General features: G+C 29.9%; 21 protein-coding genes and 1 riboswitch. Of the genes, 11 read left to right on the top strand and 10 right to left on the bottom strand.

Annotation, left to right across the window (positions count from 1 at the left end):
- Positions 1 to 2: 2 nt before the first annotated feature.
- The 3 genes from DMR38_RS17615 to DMR38_RS17605 all read left to right on the top strand — a co-directional run bounded on the left by DMR38_RS17615 (position 3) and on the right by DMR38_RS17605 (position 4,887).
- Positions 3 to 2,297 (top strand): response regulator, encoded by a 2,295-nt coding sequence (locus DMR38_RS17615; protein WP_127722535.1) that lies wholly within the window; start codon positions 3 to 5, stop codon positions 2,295 to 2,297.
- A gap of 152 nt (positions 2,298 to 2,449) precedes the next feature.
- The gene (locus DMR38_RS17610) at positions 2,450 to 3,814 is read left to right on the top strand and encodes a methyl-accepting chemotaxis protein (RefSeq protein WP_127722534.1); all 1,365 of its coding nucleotides are present in this window, start codon (positions 2,450 to 2,452) and stop codon (positions 3,812 to 3,814) included.
- A 26-nt stretch (positions 3,815 to 3,840) separates the two neighbouring features.
- A complete protein-coding gene (locus DMR38_RS17605) occupies positions 3,841 to 4,887 on the top strand; it encodes a PocR ligand-binding domain-containing protein (RefSeq protein ID WP_127722533.1) in 1,047 nt (348 codons plus the stop codon).
- A gap of 134 nt (positions 4,888 to 5,021) precedes the next feature.
- Here DMR38_RS17605 and DMR38_RS17600 read toward each other — a convergent pair whose 3' ends face one another.
- From DMR38_RS17600 to DMR38_RS17580, 5 genes are all read right to left on the bottom strand, one after another.
- Positions 5,022 to 5,825, bottom strand: coding sequence for a hypothetical protein (locus tag DMR38_RS17600; RefSeq protein WP_127722532.1), 804 nt, complete (start codon positions 5,823 to 5,825; stop codon positions 5,022 to 5,024).
- Entirely contained in the window at positions 5,822 to 6,508 is a 687-nt protein-coding gene (locus tag DMR38_RS17595; RefSeq protein ID WP_127722531.1) for a hypothetical protein, read from the bottom strand. Before DMR38_RS17595 ends, DMR38_RS17600 begins: the two co-directional genes overlap by 4 nt.
- Position 6,509: 1 nt before the next feature.
- On the bottom strand, positions 6,510 to 7,220 hold the full coding sequence (locus DMR38_RS17590) for an ATP-binding cassette domain-containing protein (RefSeq protein ID WP_127722530.1): 711 nt from the start codon (positions 7,218 to 7,220) through the stop codon (positions 6,510 to 6,512).
- 178 nt (positions 7,221 to 7,398) lie between these two features.
- The gene (locus DMR38_RS17585; protein WP_137440578.1) at positions 7,399 to 8,748 is read right to left on the bottom strand and encodes a GHKL domain-containing protein; all 1,350 of its coding nucleotides are present in this window, start codon (positions 8,746 to 8,748) and stop codon (positions 7,399 to 7,401) included.
- Entirely contained in the window at positions 8,745 to 9,464 is a 720-nt protein-coding gene (locus DMR38_RS17580) for a LytTR family DNA-binding domain-containing protein (protein ID WP_127722529.1), read from the bottom strand. Before DMR38_RS17580 ends, DMR38_RS17585 begins: the two co-directional genes overlap by 4 nt.
- Positions 9,465 to 9,694: 230 nt before the next feature.
- Between DMR38_RS17580 and DMR38_RS17575 the strand changes: the two genes are divergently transcribed.
- Complete coding sequence (locus tag DMR38_RS17575) at positions 9,695 to 10,273, top strand: type 1 glutamine amidotransferase family protein (protein WP_127722528.1); 579 nt, start codon at positions 9,695 to 9,697, stop codon at positions 10,271 to 10,273.
- A 31-nt stretch (positions 10,274 to 10,304) separates the two neighbouring features.
- On the opposite strand, the gene DMR38_RS17570 is transcribed toward DMR38_RS17575, so the two are convergent.
- Positions 10,305 to 11,036: a site-2 protease family protein gene (locus tag DMR38_RS17570; protein WP_127722527.1), complete on the bottom strand. Its 732-nt coding sequence runs from the start codon at positions 11,034 to 11,036 to the stop codon at positions 10,305 to 10,307.
- A gap of 226 nt (positions 11,037 to 11,262) precedes the next feature.
- Here DMR38_RS17570 and DMR38_RS17565 point away from each other — a divergent pair, with 226 nt between their 5' ends.
- The 3 genes from DMR38_RS17565 (at position 11,263) to DMR38_RS17550 (ending at position 12,847) form a co-directional block, all read left to right on the top strand.
- Positions 11,263 to 11,583 (top strand): PadR family transcriptional regulator, encoded by a 321-nt coding sequence (locus DMR38_RS17565; protein ID WP_127722526.1) that lies wholly within the window; start codon positions 11,263 to 11,265, stop codon positions 11,581 to 11,583.
- Between the two features lie 4 nt (positions 11,584 to 11,587).
- Positions 11,588 to 12,103, top strand: coding sequence for a DUF2812 domain-containing protein (locus tag DMR38_RS17560; protein ID WP_127722525.1), 516 nt, complete (start codon positions 11,588 to 11,590; stop codon positions 12,101 to 12,103).
- A 321-nt stretch (positions 12,104 to 12,424) separates the two neighbouring features.
- The gene (locus DMR38_RS17550; RefSeq protein ID WP_127722524.1) at positions 12,425 to 12,847 is read left to right on the top strand and encodes a GNAT family N-acetyltransferase; all 423 of its coding nucleotides are present in this window, start codon (positions 12,425 to 12,427) and stop codon (positions 12,845 to 12,847) included.
- Positions 12,848 to 13,005: 158 nt separating this feature from the next.
- Here the strand turns inward: DMR38_RS17550 and DMR38_RS17545 are convergent, their stop codons facing one another.
- Positions 13,006 to 13,797, bottom strand: coding sequence for an alpha/beta hydrolase-fold protein (locus tag DMR38_RS17545; RefSeq protein WP_127722523.1), 792 nt, complete (start codon positions 13,795 to 13,797; stop codon positions 13,006 to 13,008).
- Positions 13,798 to 13,989: 192 nt separating this feature from the next.
- On the opposite strand from DMR38_RS17545, the gene DMR38_RS17540 reads away from it, so the two are divergent.
- Both DMR38_RS17540 and DMR38_RS17535 read left to right on the top strand, forming a co-directional pair.
- A complete protein-coding gene (locus DMR38_RS17540) occupies positions 13,990 to 14,427 on the top strand; it encodes a GNAT family N-acetyltransferase (RefSeq protein WP_127722522.1) in 438 nt (145 codons plus the stop codon).
- A gap of 115 nt (positions 14,428 to 14,542) precedes the next feature.
- Complete coding sequence (locus DMR38_RS17535; protein WP_127722521.1) at positions 14,543 to 15,958, top strand: MerR family transcriptional regulator; 1,416 nt, start codon at positions 14,543 to 14,545, stop codon at positions 15,956 to 15,958.
- 181 nt (positions 15,959 to 16,139) lie between these two features.
- Here the strand turns inward: DMR38_RS17535 and thiM are convergent, their stop codons facing one another.
- The 3 genes from thiM to DMR38_RS17515 all read right to left on the bottom strand — a co-directional run bounded on the left by thiM (position 16,140) and on the right by DMR38_RS17515 (position 19,499).
- Positions 16,140 to 16,937 carry a hydroxyethylthiazole kinase gene (gene thiM / locus DMR38_RS17525; RefSeq protein ID WP_175413142.1) on the bottom strand — a complete coding sequence of 266 codons (798 nt, stop codon included), beginning with the start codon at positions 16,935 to 16,937 and terminating at the stop codon, positions 16,140 to 16,142.
- Positions 16,915 to 17,484, bottom strand: coding sequence for an energy coupling factor transporter S component ThiW (thiW, locus tag DMR38_RS17520; protein WP_127722519.1), 570 nt, complete (start codon positions 17,482 to 17,484; stop codon positions 16,915 to 16,917). The genes thiM and thiW overlap by 23 nt, the downstream gene beginning before the upstream one ends.
- Before the next feature lie 291 nt (positions 17,485 to 17,775).
- A riboswitch (TPP riboswitch) is annotated at positions 17,776 to 17,881 on the bottom strand.
- A 163-nt stretch (positions 17,882 to 18,044) separates the two neighbouring features.
- On the bottom strand, positions 18,045 to 19,499 hold the full coding sequence (locus tag DMR38_RS17515; RefSeq protein WP_127722518.1) for an MFS transporter: 1,455 nt from the start codon (positions 19,497 to 19,499) through the stop codon (positions 18,045 to 18,047).
- A gap of 155 nt (positions 19,500 to 19,654) precedes the next feature.
- On the opposite strand from DMR38_RS17515, the gene DMR38_RS17510 reads away from it, so the two are divergent.
- Together DMR38_RS17510 and DMR38_RS17505 are read left to right on the top strand one after the other, a co-directional pair.
- Positions 19,655 to 20,533, top strand: a complete 879-nt coding sequence (locus DMR38_RS17510; protein WP_127722517.1) for an AraC family transcriptional regulator — start codon at positions 19,655 to 19,657, stop codon at positions 20,531 to 20,533.
- A gap of 41 nt (positions 20,534 to 20,574) precedes the next feature.
- Positions 20,575 to 21,159 carry a Crp/Fnr family transcriptional regulator gene (locus DMR38_RS17505; RefSeq protein ID WP_127722516.1) on the top strand — a complete coding sequence of 195 codons (585 nt, stop codon included), beginning with the start codon at positions 20,575 to 20,577 and terminating at the stop codon, positions 21,157 to 21,159.
- Positions 21,160 to 21,233: the final 74 nt, after the last annotated feature.

Raw genomic sequence — 21,233 nt, 5'->3', positions numbered from 1 at the left:
ACATGATTGAGCTAGGTATTCTTAAAGTTAATAGTGAAGATTCCATAATTGAAGCTAGAAAAAAAATTCGAAGGATTATTATGCTGCTGGAATTCTCTAAAATTAAAGCTGTAAGAATTGAGACGGCAGTATCAGAAATATGCCGCATAGGCTTTAAAAAGGACAGGGAGATATTGATCTCAATTGTTATTACTTATAGGAAGAATCAAAAGGCACTTCTATTTAGATTTATGCAAATTGCAGATGATAAAAATTACCTTTTTGGAAATGAGTTTTTCGATGAATTTTGCTTAAAAAATCTGAAAGATGGGTTATTAGCTGCAGAAGGAATTTCTTATTTAAGTAATTTAAGCTTTTCTTTAACAGATGATCTTATTGAAAAGGTGAAAAAAGAATTGTCTATACTGTCAAGAGCCGAACTTATGAATGAGCTGGAAAAAAAGAATAAGGAATTGATTAATTATGCGGAGGGACTAAGAAAAGCAAAAAATATTGCTGAAAATGCTGCTCAAGCCAAAACTGATTTCCTTGCCAATATGAGCCATGAAATTCGAACTCCCATGAATGCTATTATGGGAATGATTTACTTAATTCAGAAGACAGATCTAAATCCAAAGCAAAGGGATTATGCTAACAAGATACAGGCATCCAGCAAACTCTTACTAGGAATCATCAATGATATATTAGATTTTTCAAAAATAGAGGCAGGCAAATTTGAAATTGAAAAAATAGATTTTAAGCTTGATCAGGTGCTTGACAACCTTGCAGCTCTTATAGGAGAGAAATGTTCATCAAAAGGACTTAAATTGATTTTTCAGGTGGATTCTGGATTGCCAAATAGTTTTAAGGGAGACCCACTAAGAATTGGTCAAATTCTTATAAATTATGCAAACAATGCTGTTAAATTTACAGACAGCGGACAAATTATTGTGAGAATTAGAAAAGAAGAACAATTTAGTAATAAATGTATAGTGAAGTTTGAGGTTCAGGATACAGGTATTGGCATGACAAAAGAACAGAAAAATAAACTTTTTGAACCTTTTCAGCAGGCAGATACTTCTATAACGAGAAAATATGGAGGTACAGGATTGGGACTTGCTATTTCTAAACAGCTGGCATCTTTGATGAATGGTGAAGTAGGAGTTGAAACGGAAATAGGAAAGGGAAGTACTTTTTGGTTCACTGTAAAACTGAACATAAGTGAATTAACTGAAAAAGAATATGTACCTTTTAATATGACAGAAGAATACATTGAAACTATAAGCGGAGCACATATATTGCTTGTGGAAGATAATGAGTTGAATCAGCAGATAGCAGTAGAATTACTGGAAGATAGAGATTTTTATATTGATATTGCGGAAAATGGAGAAATTGCCCTTGAGAAAGTTAGAAAGGGCAATTATGATATTGTACTTATGGATATGCAGATGCCTGTAATGGATGGAGTCACTGCTGCAAAGAAAATTAGAGAAAATTTCAAGTATGCATCACTTCCTATTGTTGCAATGACGGCAAATGTTATGGCAGGGGATAGAGAAAAATGTATGCAGGCGGGAATGAATGATCATGTCGCAAAACCAATTGATCCTAATAAACTGTTTGCAACCCTTTTAAAATGGATACCTGCTAAAAAAACAAAGATACAGCAGGTGGAGCAGCCTTCAGTCAAGTTACAGGAGGATAAATTAGAAATTAATATATCGGGATTGGATTCAGAACTGGGATTAAGAAGGGCACTTGGTAAGAAAAAATTCTATATAAAGTTACTTAGAAAGTATGCGGTAAGTCAAAAAGATGTTTTGATGAAAATGGAAAAGATGTTATCTGAAGGAGACTGGTATTCAGCAGAACGGATTGCTCACACTTTAAAAGGAATATCAGGCAGTATTGGTGCTGTTATTATTCAAAATAAAGCAGTCAGCCTAGAAACAGCCCTTAGAAAACACTCTTCATTTGATGCATTGAAACCTATGATTGAAGAAACAAGTGTAGTGCTTGCAAAAATGATAGGATATTTAGAAAATTGGCTTCCAGAAGAGGAGAGTGTACTGCAGGCTGCAGGTCCTGTTTCTAGACAGGAAAAATTGCTAAAGTTTTTATATGAACTTAGGCCGTTTGTAAAAATGAGAAAGCCTAAAAAGTGTACAGAGGTTATGGAAGAATATAAAAGGTTAATATGGCCGGATGAGTTAAAAGAACAGGCTGCAGATCTTAAAAAGCTTATTTCAAAATATAAGTTTAAGAATGCAATGAACATACTGGAACTATTAATTACAAACTTAAGGGAGATGAAATGACATATTGTAATGAAAATACGATTGCATTTTTCATGCTTTTGAATTGTTGTGATGTTAGTAAATTATAAAATGTGGTCAGAATATAGTCACTGTGTATTGCTATAATAGTGAAGGAAAGAATTTATTAAATTATTTAGAAGGGTGAAATACATATGTTAAAGAAGTTATCCATCTTAAAGAAAATATTACTTTTGTCGCTTATCTGTTCTATTTTAATGTGTGCTGTAGGAGGAAGCAGTATTTATTTTCTGAAAAAATCAAATAATAATATGGGAAATATGTATGAAAATTTAATCAATCATAACGTTAAACTAGCAGATGAAATAAAGATAGAGAATGATAAGAATTATAAAGTATCATTAATTGTGCTCATATCAATATTTGTAATTTCACTGTTGATTTCATTTACCCTGGGATACATTATAGCTTTAGGAATCTCTAAGACACTTAAAATTACTATGGAACATCTAGAAAATGTAAGAAAGGGAGATTTTACTGCTCATATGTCAGAAGATGTGTTGGGATTAAAGGATGAAACTGGATCAATTGCCAGGGTTGTTTATGAAACTCAAAAGTCAATAAAGGCATTGGTAGCAAATGTAATAAACAGTTCAAATTCAACTGTAAGTAATGTAAATGAAATAGACAGCAGTATGGAAGAGTTAAATAATAATGTTATGGAAATATCTGCAGTAACAGAAGAGTTGGCTGCTACTACTCAGGAAACTTCAGCATCCACACAAGAGCTGAATGCTACTGCTTTGGAAGTAGAAAAGGCTGTGGAGAATATTGCTGATGAGGCTGAATCAGGCTCAAATGCAGCAGCCAAAATAAAAGGTAGGGCAGAAAATTTAAAATCCAAAGCAATAGAGTCTAAAGATAATACACTATCAATTTATAGGGATACTGAAATGAAATTATCTGAATCTATTGAAAAGGCAAGGGCTGTAGAAAAAATTTCAGTTTTATCTGAATCTATTTTGGATATAGCATCTCAAACTAATTTATTAGCTTTAAATGCTTCTATAGAAGCTGCAAGAGCAGGAGAAGCAGGAAAAGGTTTTGCTGTAGTTGCAGACGAAATAAGAAAATTGGCAGAAACATCAGAAGCAGCAGTTAATGAGATACAACAGGTAATTAAAGGTGTAATATTATCCGTGGACAATTTAAGTAATAATTCAAAAAACATACTGGAGTTTATAGAAAATAATGTTATTAAGGATTATGAAATATTGGGTGAAACAGCTGAGCAGTATAACAATGATGCTGTATTCGTAGAAAATTTAGTGTCAAATTTTAGTTCGACATCAGAAGAATTACATGCTTCCATACAGAGCATGGTACAGGTAATTGATGGAATAGCAGTTGCAAGTAATGAAACTGCTGAAGGAACTCAAAATATAGCAGAAAAAGCAGGTGAAATTTCAAATAAATCAGAGCTGGTTAAAAGTGATTCTGAAAGAACTATAGAAGAGACGTCTAATCTGTCAGACTTAATTAAGAAATTTAAGATTTAAAATTATTATATTTTGGAGGAAGTATTATGGCTAAAATAACTAAAGATAATGATATTGATTTAAATTTAATAGAGATAAAGGATGTTATTGATATTGATTTACTTCAAAAATTTCAAGATAATTTTGCAGAAAGTATGGATATTGGCAGTGTAACGGTAGATGTCAATGGTAAACCAGTAACTAAGCCAAGTTGTTATACAGATTTTTGTATAAAATTTACTCAATCCACAAAGATTGGCAGTGACAGGTGTGCTGAATCACATAAAAGAGGTGGTGAAGAAGCTGCAAGAACAGGAAGACCATATGTTTATACTTGTCATGCAGGATTAATTGACTTTGCTGCACCTATAATAGTAGAAGGCAGGCAAATTGGAACAATTTTAGGTGGCCAAATATTAAATTCTAATCCTGAGGAATCAAAATATAGAGAAAGTGCAAAGGAGATAGGAATTAATGAAGATGAATATGTACAAGCTGTAAATAAAGTGAAAATTACCACTGAAAAAAGTGTAAAAGCAGCTGCAGAAGTATTATATATCATTGCTAATGCATTATCAAAAATGGGATATGAAGAATTAAAAATTAGAGGTATGTCTCAAGTGCTTTCAGATAATTTTAACCAAATTTCGGCAACTATGGAAGAGTTATCAGCATCTTCAGTTAATGTTACTACTAATCAACATGTTTTAAATGAAGAAGTAAGTAATGTAAAAAATATATCCGTGGAAATTAATACAATACTGGATTCAATAAAAAGTATAGCAGATCAAACGAAAATGCTTGGATTAAATGCAGCTATAGAAGCAGCTAGGGCAGGAGAAGTTGGCAAAGGATTTGGAGTTGTTGCAACGGAAATAAGAAGTCTATCTCAAAGTTCTAAGGAAACAGCTTTAAAAATATCAGAGCTTACAAGTAAGATAGAGGATTCAGTTGGAAAAACTATAGAATCATCTAATTCTACATTGGAAAATGCAGAACAACAATCTGCTGCAATTGAAGAGGTTACTGCAAGTTTACAAGAAATTACAGAATTTACTGATACACTAAATAAGTTAGCAAATTCTCATAAGTAAACAATGAAAAGATTCTTGTTTTGCAAGGCAATCAATAGAAATGAATATCTAATTTGATTAAAGACTAATAAAAATTAAAATACCCAAAACCGTTGAATATCAGCAAACTTGGGTATTTTAAAAAATAAATATGTCTAAAAGTTGAATTGTCTATTTTTAAATAGTTTTTTACCTATAAAATAGGCAGATGTCAAATAGACAATTGATACTGCATTGGCGGTGAGTAAAGAGATTAATGATATATTGTCAGCTCTGAACTTATCCATAAGACCAAGCACTCCTATGGGCGAAAAGTTACTTGTGATTGTAAGTCTGTCTGAAACAGTTAAAAATATTGAACTTACAATACCTATAGCTATACTGATTGTCGTGTTTTTAAAAAACAAAGATATTATTCCTATAATCAATCCAAATGAAGCAACTGGAATTACTGCAGATAAATAAATTAATACAATTCTTCCTAAACCATCAAAACTTAATTTAAAAACAAAGGCACTTATTGTAAATCCTAATATCAATGTCAAAATAACTACTAGTGCTGAATAAAAAATAATACTAAGTGCTTTTGCTCTAAATACATCAACATGATCTGTAGTTAATCTTGCAAAGTATTTCATGTTGCCACTAAAAAAATCTTCACCAAATATGCCAACTGAAAATACAGTCATAAAGAATGCAAAGTAAGGTACCACTGTCCTAAATATGAATTCTGTACTGAATTGTTTTAAAAATATTACACTATTCATATTTAAAATTTCCACTTTAAGCTGGCTGCTGTATTTACGTGTTATAGGTGTATTATTCATTATATGTCCTGTCTCTAAATTTATCAGATAACATATTGCTGCAATCATGAATATCAAGAATCCCATAAGTATATATAAATTTTTAGAATGCAGTATTTTTATAATTTCATTTTTAAAAAGTTTGAGTATCAATGTATCAGCTCCTTTTTGTTGAATAACTTAAAGTTTAAAATTACAAGAACTACAATATATATTGAAAATAATATTATAGAAAATTTATCAGTTTGATTTTTTAAAAGACATTCCCATAGAAATCTTCGTGGAGTTATATTTCCAATTGTCTTAGGAATAAAGTCTGACATTACAATTAAGAGAAACACAAGTAATGATATTATAGTGCTATTCTTAGATAGTATAGAAATTAAAACATATATAAGTAATACTGGCATAAGTGCAGTTAAAAACAATAATCCCATTTTTATATCTAAAAGTAAATCAATATGTACTGAATTCTTGAAAATATAGATTACATTTAAGATAACAAATGTAAAAATTATCATAGTGCCTGTTATTAAAATAAGAGAAACTATTTTGCATAAAAGCACTTTTACTTTGCTTTTATAAATTACAAGAAATTTCATGCAGCCGCATTCATAATCACGTGTAATTATATCGGAAACTATCGGTGCTAAAATTATTGGAAGCATAAATACAAGGGAAGACATATCACTATAAAGCAAAGTATGAAAAGTAACTATGGTGGAGGCTTTATCTGCAAATATTAAATCATTCAATAAGATGAATATAAGTATGATACCTCCATATATTGATATTTTTAAAGGAGTAAAAAGTTTTATAAATTCATTTTTGATCATATTAGAGTCCCACTGCTTTCATAAAATAGTCTTCTAGAGAATTAGCACTTTTAAGCATATTTTCCATAGAGTCTTCAATGATTATCCTGCCTTTATTTATCATTGCTACTCTATTACATATGTTTTGTACTTCATTTAAAATGTGAGAGCAATATATGAAAGTTGTACCATTTTCTCTAGCTAATTTTTTAATTAAATCTCTCATATCTCTTACTCCCTCTGGGTCCAGACCATTAGTTGGCTCGTCTAATATTACAATTCTAGGCTTTGATAAAAATGCTCTTGCCACTGCAAGCCTCTGCTTCATTCCCATAGAATAATTGCTTACTTTTTTATCTTTATCTTCCATCAATTTTACTAATTCTAAAACTTCATAAACTCTCTTTTTGCTGAGATTCAAGACATTTGCATAGAGCATTAAATTTTTATATCCAGATAAGTTGTTGTAAAAGCTAGGATAGTCTATCATGGCTCCTATATCTGAAGGATTGTTTTCTCCATTTTTTAATACATTTTTGCCGCCTATGAAGACTTCACCACTTGAAGGCTTTAGTAAACGCAAAATAGTTTTTATAGTTGTTGTTTTCCCAGCACCATTTGGTCCTATAAAACCATAGATGTCTCCTTTGAATACCTTCATATTGATGTTGTCAATTACTTTTTCATTTTTATAATATTTACTTAAATTTTTTACTTCTAAAATTGGTTCCATTTTTTATCCTTTCTTAAAAGAGTAATTTTTGTTTGCAGCTCCAAACTTCAATTACATATTAACAGGTATTAGTGCATATTTTATGTATTAGTCCAAAGAGACTATCCTGAACTCATAAATAGCAGAAGCTGATACGGTTAAGATTAAAAAATTTACGTTAAAGAAAAAGACATCCTAGTTAGGATGTCCCATGCATATTCTTAATCCATAATTCCTGTATAAACATATTGCCCTCAACAGATGTATCTATAAATACATTATTGTATTTTGTATCTATAATATCTTTTAAGATATATAAGCCAAGGCCTCTTCCATCTCCTTTAGTTGAAAAACCTTTTTCATATATTTTGTGTATCACTGGTTTTGTATTCCCAAAGTTATTGTGAACGGCTATAACCACATAATCCTTTTTTACACAAATGCAGAAATATAGCTTAGACAAATCACATTTCATAGATGCTTCTATTGCATTATCCAAAAGTATTCCAAGTATTCTGCATAAATCCATTATGTTCATAGATATTTGAGATATATCTTCCACTATTTCTACTTTTATATTTATCCTTGAGGATAATGCTTTTATTAGTTTTGTAGAAATCAGGGCCTTTAAAGGCAGTATCTTAATATGTTTTAACTTATCTATATTTGTGTTATTCCACTTTATATCTTTGTCTATGTTGAGTACATTATCATAAAAGAAATCCTTGAGATCATTCACATTAGAAGTATCTATATATTCCTTAAGGGGAATAAGCATATTTATGTAATCGTGTTTAAACTTTCTGGTTTCACTGTACATTTCTTCAACTACATGTGCATATTCTTCTATTCTGTCTTTTTCTTCAATTTCTCTTTTTAAATCAAATTCAATTTTTAAACTCTTGTCATAATTATAAATTATTATAAGTATGAGTATTATTGAAATAAGAGGAATCCCAAGTGGAAGATAGCATTCAATTATAAAATATATTCCAAAGTAATTTGCTGAATCTGCCAGAGGATAAATAAAGAATATACTTAAAGCTATAGGAATACTTATACTTAGAATCATTCTATATCTTATTTGCTGTAGTGAAATTTTTCTCGATTTCTTAAGTTTACATGGAATATGTTTTTTAATTATATATATTAAAAGTATAAAAAATAGAATAATTATGAGTTCAAAAATGCAATTTTTAAAAGATATTGTTTTATAAACATCTAGTTTTAAAATTCCATTATACATGATGTTAATAAAGTATATTGTAAAAATGGTTATGATTATTTCTATAGTACTTTTTATGTCTTTACTATTTTTTAATAAAAATATTATTAGTATTGTAAAGATAGGGAGTATTATGGTATATGAACCAGTTTGAAGCACCACTCCAACTACAAAAGATATGAGAAAGTACTTTTTCATTACATTTAAGGTAACTTTATCTTTAAATAATATGTATATTGAAATACAACACAATAAGCTAATTTGCAGTGAAGGGAAGAACACATCTGTAAAAAGTTTGCTTATGGGAAATTTTTTAATAATCATTTTATAAGACCTCTCTTATATCTAAAAGAAACAAGACATTCTTCGCCATTTACCATAATGATTTTGTTATTTTTCAAATCTATTTCGTCAATCTTGTTTTTATTTACAATATAGGACTTATGACACCTGTAAAAATTTGAAGTTAGTTTTTGTTCTATATCTTTAAGATTTCCATAAAACTCTATTTGTCTATTTTCCTCATGTACTCTTATCTTATGAGGGGTACTGCTTGTATCAATAAATAAGATATCAGATAGCTTTATATTTATTATTCTAGAATCTTCATTTACTTTAATATATCCTTCACTAAGATTCTCTCTAGTATAAATATTATAAGCCTTCATAAGACAACTTGTTACCCGTGCTTTAAAATCATCTTCGTCTTTAGCAACATAGTCCATTGCTTCAACTTTGTATTTAAATACGAGATAGCTCATTTCCATATGGATAGTTGTAAATATTATAAATCCAAAGGGGTCTAAGTCTCTTATTTTTTCACCAAGCTTTATTCCATTCATGCTGCTTTTTAAATCAACATCCAGAAAGTAAATTCCAGTTGCTGCATGATCTTCTACATATTTTAATAGTTCTATTGGGCTGTTAGTGCAGAGGGGTATATGCAAATCTAAAGATTCCCTCAAAATAGTGTTCTCAATAATTTGTTTAATTTTATCTCTATAAGATTTGTTGTCGTCACAAATAAATATTTCCAGCATATTATACCTCACTTATTATCAATGAATCTTACTTGGTGGGAGTGTTACAGTAGGTAGCCACCAGATAAAATGATAATATAATTATATCACTATTTGTGAATTGATTATTGACTGGCTCCTTAGAAGCTGCTTTATACTATGTATAAGTACCTAAGGAAAAATTTTTCTAAGATGACATACAGGTGTCAGCTTTATTTATATATAATGTTTAAGAAAGGATGTGCTTAATAATGAAAAAAGAAATACTTGCATTTATTTTTGATGGATATGCTGATTGGGAGAGTGCTTACATATGTTCTGAACTTAATGCACCAGAAACAGAATATGCTGTTAAAACTTTAAGTTTTGATAAAGAACTTAAGATATCAATGGGAGGCTTTCATACCGTTCCAGACTATTGTATAAAGGACTATCCTAAGGAATTTGTAATGCTTTTATTAATTGGCGGCAATGCATGGACGGAAAAGAAAAATAATAATGTTAAACCTATAGTTGATTATGCACTTGATCATAATATTCCAGTAGCAGCAATTTGTGGTGCCACCTTTTTTATGGGTGAAAATGGTTACTTGGATAATAGAAAACATACAAGTAATACATTAGAATTTTTGAAATCTCAGTCACCTCATTATAAAGGAAAGAGTAATTATGTTGAGAAACAAGCAGTAAGTGATTCCAATGTCATTACTGCAAATGGAACAGCAGCATTAGAATTTGCTAAAGAAATTATGCTATATTTAAAGATTAAACCTGCAGATGAAATTAATAAATGGTATGAATTTCATAAACATGGAATGTATCAAAAGTAAATTACACTTGAGAAAAATAATATAATTATGATTATTTATATCTAGATATATTTTTAAATATATATTTATAATCAAAGGTGTTATAAATGTATATTGCACTCCCAGCCAAGGATAATACCAATAGGCTATATATAATTATAAAAATTATTTTACTATGTTTGTCTAGCTTATAATAAGAATCTGTTTTATATTTAATGGTAAAATTATAGGTTTGATAAGCACCTGCTGCCATAATAAAAAGTAATATTATCTTACTTTTTAAATTATTTACTGATATAAACAGATATATTAAAAATGGAAATCCAATATAACATAGAATAGGAGATATTGATTCAACTATATGTCCGCCATCAAGGGGCTTTACTGGTATTAAATTGCTCAAATTTATTATTATTGAAGTGAAACTTAATACTAAAAATGTGTAATCTCCTATAATATAATAAATTATATAGCAAATAAGCCCACATATCCCTCCTAATAATGGTCCTCCTAGTGCAATAAGTGCATTTTCTTTGCAATTTTTAGGATCTTCATGAGTTATATACGCTCCAATTGGGGTGAACCCTCCAAAAGTGACATTCAGTTTCAAAAACTTTGCTGTAATATAATGTCCCAGTTCATGAACAATAAGAATAGATAGATATCCTACTGCATATTTAAAATTTATAGCAAATCCTAATACTAAAACTGTGAAAGAAATTATTAAAGTATTGGATAATATTTTTTTAATATTTAGCTTTTTATCATTTTCTTTTTCTGTCATCTGCTTATCTCCCTATATAATTTAAGTGAAAAAAGGATTAGAAACATGCTGTTATATCCGCTTAAATTATAGTTTCATATTGATTTATTCTATTTTTTCTTTGACTTTATTATATTATATAATTCTACAAAAATGTTTAAAAATCAGATAAAATATTATTGACTAATATATCGGCAGGTGATATATTAGTATATATCGTATGACGATATAACGGGGGTTGATAGATTTGGACAATAGTACACCTTTAACAGAGGCTTCATTTTATATTTTATTGGCGACACAAAAACCCAACCATGGATATGGAATTATTCAGGATGTGAGCAAAATGACAGATGGAAGGGTAACGCTAGGGCCAGGAACTTTATATGGTGCTATTAATTCAATGCTTAAAAAGAGATGGATTAGTTTATATAGTGAGGATACAAAATCAAGAAAAAAAAAGGAATATCTCATTACAGATATGGGGACAGAAGTATTTAAAGAAGAAGTCAATAGGCTGGAAGAACTTATAAATAACGCGAAAAGATGGATGATTAAGGAGGTATAAATATATGCTAAAATTTAAATTGTATTATGAAAAAGATGAAGAAGAAGCTTGGTTAAAAAAAATGTCTTTAGATGGATGGGAATTCAAAAAATTTTTCCTTGGATTTTATACTTTTGAACCATGTGAACCTGGAGAATATAATTATCAAATGGATTTGTTTGATAATTGGAAAGGTGATACAGTTGATTATTCATCTTTTATGAACGATATAGGAGTACAAGTTGTAGGCCAATGGTGGAGATGGGTATATTTGAAAAAGAAAGCATCAGATGGCCCTTTTGAAATGTATACAGATGTGGAATCAAAAATTGCTCAATACAAAAGAATTGGAAATCTTTTCAAAGTACTTTCCCTTGCAGAAGTTATTTGTTTTTTTGTGGAATTGATAGGAGCGGTTAATACAGGTGACTATATCCTTGTAATATTTACAGTATTACTTGCAGCAATATCTGTAACAATGCTAAGAATCGTATGGAAGTGTAAATTGAAAATTGAGGGATTTAAACGAGAAGGAATGTAGCCAATAATATATCAATTAAAAATTTAATCTTGCATAAAGAATACCTTTTTTAATTGCTTCTGCTAATCCTTTAGGATTTTCCCAAGCCATTGAATGTCCTGCTGATTTTACAATTTCAATATTTATATTGTGTTTTCCAAGCTCAATTTGGTCATCATCAGGAAGAGATTTCTATGTACTCTTTCATAAAATTCTCCATATTTAATAAATATCCAGCCTTAAATCTGCCATATAATGTATGTAGAAATTTCACTTGAAGCTTACGCTGTGTAAGCATTTATACTTATAGATAAGGTTATATTATTTCAAGGAGGGGAAAATATGGAGCTTAAGATTCAATATAATTGTTTAAATATTAATTGGGATGACGTATGTGAGATATTGAAAAAAGCTGGAATGTCATATTTTGAAGGAAAAGTGCATGAGAAAGCTTTTAAAAATAGTCATACTACTATATTTGTTTTTGATAATAATAAATTAATTGGTTTTGGTCGTGCAATTTCAGATGGAACTTACCAGGCTGCAATTTATGATGTAGCAGTATTACCTGAATATCAAGGTAAAAATGTTGGAAGAACAATTGTTAATGGTATTTTAAATCGTATTCCACAGTGCAATTTTATATTGTATGCTTCACCGGGTAAAGAAGCCTTTTATGAAAAATTAAGTTTTAGAAAAATGAAAACAGGAATGGCATTGTTTTGTAATACAGAAAAAATGCAGACAAAAGGCTTTATTGAATAGATCCTGGCAAGTGAAAGTCAGAAGTTTTTCCAACCAATTTGCAAAACACAAGTGCCTTAAGCTGTTTGAATTTAATGGCTGAGGCCACCTTTTTTGCTTCAATGTAGAAAAGTGAAAAACGGTTGGAAAAATTTCAGCAGATTCCTTAAAAATTAATATTAGCGTCCATAAAACTGTAAATATTTCTCAATATTTGATTTTATATATTCCGCACTGTGGTTACCACAAAATACATGATTTTGAGAAGTTACTCTTTTTTCCTTCAATATTTTATGTAATATTGAACAGCCTTCATAAAAACCACCTTCGTCCTTATCTCCAGCGTCAAGATATACATCAATATCGGAAGAAATACTACTGTTTTTGGCAATATGTATGGGATCATATTTTTCCCATATATCCATGTCTTTAAAATATGGTTTGTCTTCATCTTCAAGTTTCAGTTCTAAAGCAGGCATATGTCCTCCAACTTTTGAAAACATAGATTGATGTCTTAGGGCATTGTGAAGGGCTGCATAACCACCGGCAGATATTCCACCTATGTATCTTCCTTTTCTATCTTTTATGGTATTGAAGGTTTTATCTGTCAGAGGTATTATTTCTTTTATAAAATAATCTTCATACATTCCAAGATTTATAGTTCTATTGTTATTCCCGGGATCAGGTACTTCTTTACAGATTAAGGATGAATTCAAGCCGCGGCTGTTTTCATATCTTGGACATACAATTATCATAGGTTTTATTTTTTCGATATTTATCATTTCATCGGCTTTAGTATCCATACCTAGCTGAAGAAGTATATTTTCATTTCCACTTCTTCCATGCAGAAAATATAATACAGGTAGGGGAGCTGAATCATTATAGCCTTCAGGCAAATATACCGACACAGCCATTTCTTTACGAAGTATATTGCTGTAAAAATTTATTCTTTCTACTTTTGATTTTTTCACTTTTTATCACCACTTTAAAAATTTTTATGTTCATTAATAGAAGGTACTTGTATTATAATAATTGTATTGGCGGTATAAAGCAAGAATTGTATTGCTGAAATTTAGCACGATTTTGATATAAGAATATAGGTTCGAAGAATTTATAAACTTATTAGTATAGAAAAATTAGGTATCAAAAAAGAGGTGAAGGTTGTGAAAGTAGATTACGCAGATAACTGCGATTTTCAGAGTTGGATAGATTTGTTAGAGCTTGTTAAAGAAAGCTTTCCTGGACTAGATTTAAAAGAATATAAAAATGTGCTGCACCAAAGTATTTTGAATCAAGAGGCATTAATTGCAAAAAATGATAAAGGAAAATTAGTAGGGGAACTAATATTTTCAAGAAAGAATTGTGAACTTGCATTTCTTGCAACTCATCCAAGGTATCGAAAGAATGGAATTGCGACAAATTTAATACAGCATATGTTTGATTTGTTCCCTAAAGGTACAAATTTAAAAGTGATAACTTACCGTGAAGGTGACGTAAAAGGTATAGCTGCCCGAAAATTGTATCAGAGTATAGGTTTTATTGAAGGAAAATTTATTACAGTTTTTAATTACCCGTGCCAAGAATTAAATTATATTATTTGAGCATTGTCCATGCCTGATGGCCTGGATTCCATTTTGGATGTATGAAAAATTGATTATTGACTGATGCCTTGGGTACTGGTTTATACTATGAATAGTATCTAAGGGGGAATTTTTAATGAAGATAAGTGAAGTTATGGAGATCACATCTCTTACAAAAAAAGCCATAAACTATTATGAGGAAAATGGACTTATTAGTCCTTCAGTAAATAAGGAAAATAATTATAGGGATTATACTAAAGAAGATATTGAAAAATTAAAGCAAATCTCTGTTTTAAGAAACTTTGATATACCAGTAAAAAAGATTAGAGAAATAATAGTGAATCCTAAAGAAATGGAAGAGATATTTACAGAACATTTAAATAAGATAAAGGCACAAATTTTAAATATGGAAAGATCCAAAGACATTTTCCAGCTGTGCATAAATGATATTAATTTTCTAAATTCCGATATAGGAAAAGTTACTGATGACATGATGCTGTTAAAAAGAAGCCTTGACATGAGTGAAAGGGAAAAAGAAGGGTATATGAAAAAAGAGCTGATACGCATCTTTCCTGGATTTTTTGGTAGATACATTTGTTTGAAGTATTCAAATTACCTTGATGAGCCAATTGACAGAAGAGAAAAGGAAAATGCATGGATTCATCTTGTTAAAGTACTTGACGACAGTCATGAGTTAAAAGTTAATAAAGAAATATTAGAAAGCATGGAATCAGATGAAATTGATTGGAATTTGCTTGAAGAAATAATTAAAAACAGAGATAAAGATTTTTATTCAATGAATGAAGAAGACATTCAAAATTATGTAGATAATTTGTATGATGCTGAACTAACTGAAACTGATTTGAAATTATTAGAGCAGTTTATAAGTTATGCAAGTTCTAAGGATAATATAAAATATATGAACGATTTACTTAAATTAATAGATGAAGATTTAAAGGTGCTCAGTTCAAAGTACAAAAAATTTCAAGAAAATCTTTCATCAGTTAATTGTAAGATGAAAAAAGTGTATACAGAGTGTTCCAAGGTTAGTGCTGATGAAATTGAAAATAATATGGGTACAACTACTTTACCTGAGATGACTTTTGTTGGCTGTGAATATAAAAAATTTATTCCCTTTGGAAAAGAATTTAAGCTAGTTGAAAATTTTAGAAGAAGAATTGATGAAATTAGTAATGTGATAAATCCTTGTGATATTTATACAATAGATGGAATTGACAGTCTTCCTCAATATGAAAAGCCTAAAACTTTAATTCACAAATTCAGCTTTTCATTTATAGTAGGGGTACAAGTTTCAAAAGCAGGACAAATACCAAAAGATATGCAAGTATTTACTATACCTTCTCATAAGCATGCCTGGTATATTACTTCAGGAAGTAAAAATTTAAAGAGCTTTATGAAAAATGAAATACCATTAATTACATTCATTTCCCAGGCGTATAAAATTGTTAAGTTTCCTGTGTTGACGTTATACAGCAGTGATTATAAAGGTACCGTGGAGTCAGCTGTTTATAACTATATGCCGATAGAATAGAGGGAACGTACTTGATTTAGGTACGTTCTCAAATTTTTAAGCTTTTTATCCGATGACTACCTGCTCTAATACCCCCACTTCTTCTCCAAGTGGGAGTAAAGAGCAGCTACGTCCCTGGATAACGATTTCTAAGCATCAGGTGGAGTTAAAACTCCATCTGATGCTTAGAAATCTGTTTATATTATTTTAATTCACACTTTATTTTATTTGTTATAGTATTATCAGAAATTGTAAATAAATTATCTATAAGATCAGTCCTAAAGCTTCCTATACCAGTAGTATGCTGAGAAAGTTCCCCGCATATTCCCATAAGTGATACAGCTAAAATAGTACCACCAAATATATCTAAGGAAGAAATATAACTTGCTATGAGTGCAGTAACCATACATCCTGTACCTGTTACCATTGAAAGCATTTCACAGCCGTTTTTTATTAAATATGTTTGGCTGCCGTTAGTTATTACATCTACTGCACCAGTAGCTGCAATAACAGAATTTGTTCTAAGGGATAGTTTTTTCACAATTTCTATATTTTCATCAAAGTTATCATCTGTTATCCTATCACATTCTCCTGCATCTATTCCTTTTGCATTGCTTTCTATACCACAAATTGCTCTTATTTCAGATAAGTTACCTTTGATGACATCTGGATGGCACTGAGAAATAAACTTTTTTGCATAATTAAACCTCAATTTACTGCAGCCAACACCAACAAGATCAATTACTTGGGGAATCCTCTCTTTAAAAGCTGTTTTACCTGAAATCAACATGGATTTCATCCTAACATCAGTTATATTTCCAAGGTTAACACCAAGTGCGTTAGAAGCAGATGTAATTTCAGAAACTTCTAGAGGATGCTCGGCCATAATAGGTTTTGCCCCAATAGCAAGCATTGCATTTGCACAATCATTTATTGAAATTGGATTTGTAATATAATGAATAAGAGGTTTTTTTATTTTAACATTGCGTTTTATTTGCAATAGGTTGTTTATCCCTATCTGTTGATTTTTCATAAACTTTTACCCCCAAGTTTTTCTGAATCTTTATAAGCATTCCATTTTTGCTTAATGCTCCTAAAAAAATAAAGGCAATTGTTCCACCAATAATTGTAGCAGTAAAGAATAAAGGAATATAAAACATAAGTGAAAGTCCTTTTTTGCCCCAGAAATATGTCATAATAGGCGATGAGACAACAGCACCTATAATACCTGTTCCGATAACTTCACCTAAAACTGCAAAAATTAAAGTATTCTTAGATATCCTATATAAAAATCCTGCTAAAAAAGCTCCAAAAACAGCACCTGTCAAAGCTAAAGGTGGAATTCCCATAAGAAACATTCTTATAATTCCAATACAAACAGCACAAAGCAGCGCATACCAAGGTCCAAAAAAAACTGCACATGTAATATTTATAACAGAAGACATAGGACACATTCCTTCTATACGAAGAATTGGCGAAATGACAACTCCCATTGCCACCATCATTGCCAGCATAAGTTTTTTTAATAGTTTTGAGTTTCTTTCCATAATAAAGTACCTCCATAATAATATTTATTTTCTAAATTTATCACATAGGAAATAAACATCATTATCGCAGGCATAATTTTAGAGTAACCAAATAGCAATTCCCTATATGACAAATCATATTGGTCGGTCGAAGCTCAAAAGCTTCCTCTCACCTTGAAACACAAGTTCCCTCGCTATTTAGTTGTATTTTTATTATAAAGCCTCGGGCGCTCCCCCACTGCTTTTTAAATATAAAAATGGAACATACCTTGTAAGGCACATTCCATCTACACTCATAAAACATACAAAAACAGCATAAATTAAATATTTCCTTACGTCGGTATTATCCGAATCAAGTTATAGGTCGAAGCATATACTTCCTCTCAGCATGCTTAAGCATGCTCCCTTTTTATGAAAATCATACCATATGTTTTCCATGTATGCAAATTTATTTCACTTCCTTTATAAAATTTTAAGTTCACATCACGTTATAGTTTAGAATTTTACATTTTTTATTGCTTTTACTGCTGTAAATATTGTTTAAAATGCTTTGAAATAAAATATTATACAGAAATCAATTTTTAAAAATTTTTACCGTGTACATCTGCAGCTGACTGATCTATTTGTGTGATTTTCTTATTGTGCATTCTAAAAGCAGTGAGTAGTGCCCCGAAGGCACATACAATAGTTAGAACAATATATACATATTTCATTCCATATACAAAAATATCATCTCTTCCTGTAACATAATCTGTTACACGATAACCTATCTTAATGCTCATAAAACTATATAAGAGGCTTGTGGAAAGTATAATTCCTATAATTTGTCCTAAGTTTCTCACAAGAGAATTGACACTTCCGGCTATTCCTAGTTCATTTTTAGGAACTGTTGACATTATAAGTGAATTATTTGAAGGTTGAAACAGTGATTGTCCTAAAGCTAATACAACAATATAAAGTATAATCTTTGTTATAGAAGAATATTGATTTAAAAATGATAGGAATATAAAACTTATACTCATAAGCAAGAGTCCTAAAAAACTTAAAAGCTTGGAGCCTATTTTGTCTGACAAGTTTCCTGAAAGCGGAGAAATCACAGCCATGACTAGTGGCTGTACTATCATTATAAGACCTGTTATACTAGAGTTTAGTTTCATTGCATCTTGAAGATAAAAAGGTATTATAATTATTGAAGCATTTAGACAAACAAATGATATAAATGCACAAAACAAGCTTAAAGAAAATACATTGTTCTTAAAAATTTTCATTTGTATGAGAGGTTTTTCTATTTTATTTTCTAATACAATAAATACTGCTATAAATAGAATAGATACAATAAATATTGTAATTATAATAGGATTATTATATCCGACCTTCTGCCCTTGAATCAGGGAGCCAAATAAAAGTACCATTGATAGGAAAATAAAGGTTGATCCTTTTACATCAAGTTTACTATTTATCTCCTTATTTTGGTTTTTACTATGGGGCAATACTTTTAAAGCAGCGATAAATGCAATTACTCCAATAGGTACATTGACGAAAAATATATAATTCCAACTTAGATAGTAGGTAATAAATCCACCAGCAGGTGACCCTATTAAGGTTCCTAGGGCAACAGAGGATGCCAAAATTCCAAGGGCTTTTCCCCTTTCATTTCTTGGAAAAACCTGAGTTATAATACCTTGATTGTTGGCCATGTAAGCTGAAGCACCAATGCCTTGTATGATTCTAAATATAATAAGCTCTGTAAATGAAGTTGAAATGCCGCATGTGAAAGAAGCGATAGTAAAGACAACCATTCCAAATTTAAATACCTTCATTTTGCCTATTATATCACCTAGCCTTCCAAATATTAAAATAGTTGAGCAAATCGAGATGATATAACTTGCTACAACCCATTCTATAGATACCATAGGTACTGAAAGTTTTTTTGACATTACAGGCAGAGCTACATTAACAATATTAGAAACAAGACAAGACATAAAAGTCATAGATATAACAACAAGTAAAATTCCGTATTTATTTTTATATTCCATGTTAGTTAGATAACCCCTTTCTTTTTAAAATAGTAGTATTTTATTGATATTTACTAGTGAAACATCTAGATATATAATAACAATATAAGTATTGAATTTCATTGAATATATTGATTGATATTAGCATTATATTGATATAAGGAGATGCTGCAATTATGAATAAGTCTAAAATTAATTATTATTATAAAGATATGCCCAATAGAAATTTTTTTGTAGATATATTTAAAGTAAAAGTTAATAAGCTAGGAGCTACATTTGAAGAAAATTGGCATGAGCATCTTCAATTTTTTTATTTTATCCAGGGTAGTGCCTTAATCAGGTGCAATTATAAAAGTATTCATGTAAAAGCTGGGGATTTTATAATTGTGAACAGCAATGAACTTCATTACTGTGAAAGCTTATGTGATAATTTAATATATTATATTATAAGGGTTGACCTTTCATTTCTCTTTAGTAGTCAGATGGACTCCTGCCAGACCAAGTTCATGGTACCACTGGCAAAGAACCTCATTTTATTTAAAAATCTAGTTAGGAATGATAAGGAGATACTCAATTGTGCAGATAAAATTATTGAGGAGTATTTTTCAAAAAGGCTTGGATACGAACTGGCTGTAAAAGCATATATATATGAACTTATTGTACTGTTATTTAGAAGATATGTTGAAAAAATTTTAACAGCAAAACAATTTAACTGTCGAGTTGATAATCTAAACAGATTAAAAAATATATTTTTGTACATCAACGAAAATTTTACTGAAAAGATAACTTTAGATGAAATTTCAGAAATGGCTCATATTAGTAAAGAGCATTTTTGCAGGACATTTAAACAAATTACAGGTAGATCTCTAACGAATTATATAAATAACCTTAGAATACAAAAAGCAGATTCACTGCTGCAAAAAACTGATTTAAATATAACAGAAATAGCATTGAATTGTGGATTTAGTGATGTAAATTATTTCAGCCGTATATATAAAAAAGTTAAAAATGTATCGCCGCTGAATTTTAGAAAAAATTTTTGTAGTAATTTATAGTTAAAAAAATTTGAAGGATAAAAGGGGAGATGAGGAAAAGGGTGAATGTGAGTGAATATTTGGAAGCAGGACTTGGAATAAAAATAGAGGAAAGTACTGCTGATATGATTAACAAGGAAGCTTTTTTTATAAAGTTTTCTGCCAAACATATTGTATTGTTGGAAGGAATGAAGTCTACAAGTCTTTATTTTATAATCCATGGGATAGTTAGGGGATATTATATTGATGATCAGGGGAATGATATTACAAAATGTTTTAGCAGCGATAATGAATTCTTTTCTTCTGAAGGTTTACGAGTAGAATGTGTTTCATCATTTACTATTGAATGTCTTGAGGATTGTGAGTGTATTCAACTCCCATATAAATTAATACATAAAATTATAACAAAAGATGAAAAATTGAATAGTATATTTGTAAGGTATTATTTGAGGGAAGTGGGTAAATTGGAAGACAGGGTTAGAAATTTAGCCTTAATGAATGCAGAAGAACGATATATTGATTTTTGCAGACAATATCCTCATTTCAATGATAGAGTTGAATTGAAATATATTGCATCCTATATAGGCATAAGGGCTGCATCTTTAAGCAGGATAAGAAGAAAATTAAAAAATAATTCTTCCAATTAACCTATGTGAATTACTATAATGCTTCTTTTTTCTATAATTTATTTGATGGCTAGCCACTAGATAATTAATTTAAA

Origin of the sequence: Clostridium sp. AWRP (genome assembly GCF_004006395.2) — a bacterium.
GTDB lineage: Bacteria > Bacillota > Clostridia > Clostridiales > Clostridiaceae > Clostridium_B.
This window is presented reverse-complemented; position numbering and strand designations above follow the sequence as displayed.

Coding starts and splice junctions, on each gene's coding strand:
- DMR38_RS17615 (WP_127722535.1), top strand. CDS start 3: ATGATTGAGCTAGGTATTCTTAAAGTTAATAGTGAAGATTCCATAATT.
- DMR38_RS17610 (WP_127722534.1), top strand. CDS start 2,450: ATGTTAAAGAAGTTATCCATCTTAAAGAAAATATTACTTTTGTCGCTT.
- DMR38_RS17605 (WP_127722533.1), top strand. CDS start 3,841: ATGGCTAAAATAACTAAAGATAATGATATTGATTTAAATTTAATAGAG.
- DMR38_RS17595 (WP_127722531.1), bottom strand. CDS start 6,508: ATGATCAAAAATGAATTTATAAAACTTTTTACTCCTTTAAAAATATCA.
- DMR38_RS17590 (WP_127722530.1), bottom strand. CDS start 7,220: ATGGAACCAATTTTAGAAGTAAAAAATTTAAGTAAATATTATAAAAAT.
- DMR38_RS17585 (WP_137440578.1), bottom strand. CDS start 8,748: ATGATTATTAAAAAATTTCCCATAAGCAAACTTTTTACAGATGTGTTC.
- DMR38_RS17580 (WP_127722529.1), bottom strand. CDS start 9,464: ATGCTGGAAATATTTATTTGTGACGACAACAAATCTTATAGAGATAAA.
- DMR38_RS17575 (WP_127722528.1), top strand. CDS start 9,695: ATGAAAAAAGAAATACTTGCATTTATTTTTGATGGATATGCTGATTGG.
- DMR38_RS17570 (WP_127722527.1), bottom strand. CDS start 11,036: ATGACAGAAAAAGAAAATGATAAAAAGCTAAATATTAAAAAAATATTA.
- DMR38_RS17560 (WP_127722525.1), top strand. CDS start 11,588: ATGCTAAAATTTAAATTGTATTATGAAAAAGATGAAGAAGAAGCTTGG.
- DMR38_RS17550 (WP_127722524.1), top strand. CDS start 12,425: ATGGAGCTTAAGATTCAATATAATTGTTTAAATATTAATTGGGATGAC.
- DMR38_RS17535 (WP_127722521.1), top strand. CDS start 14,543: ATGAAGATAAGTGAAGTTATGGAGATCACATCTCTTACAAAAAAAGCC.
- thiW (WP_127722519.1), bottom strand. CDS start 17,484: ATGGAAAGAAACTCAAAACTATTAAAAAAACTTATGCTGGCAATGATG.
- DMR38_RS17515 (WP_127722518.1), bottom strand. CDS start 19,499: ATGGAATATAAAAATAAATACGGAATTTTACTTGTTGTTATATCTATG.
- DMR38_RS17510 (WP_127722517.1), top strand. CDS start 19,655: ATGAATAAGTCTAAAATTAATTATTATTATAAAGATATGCCCAATAGA.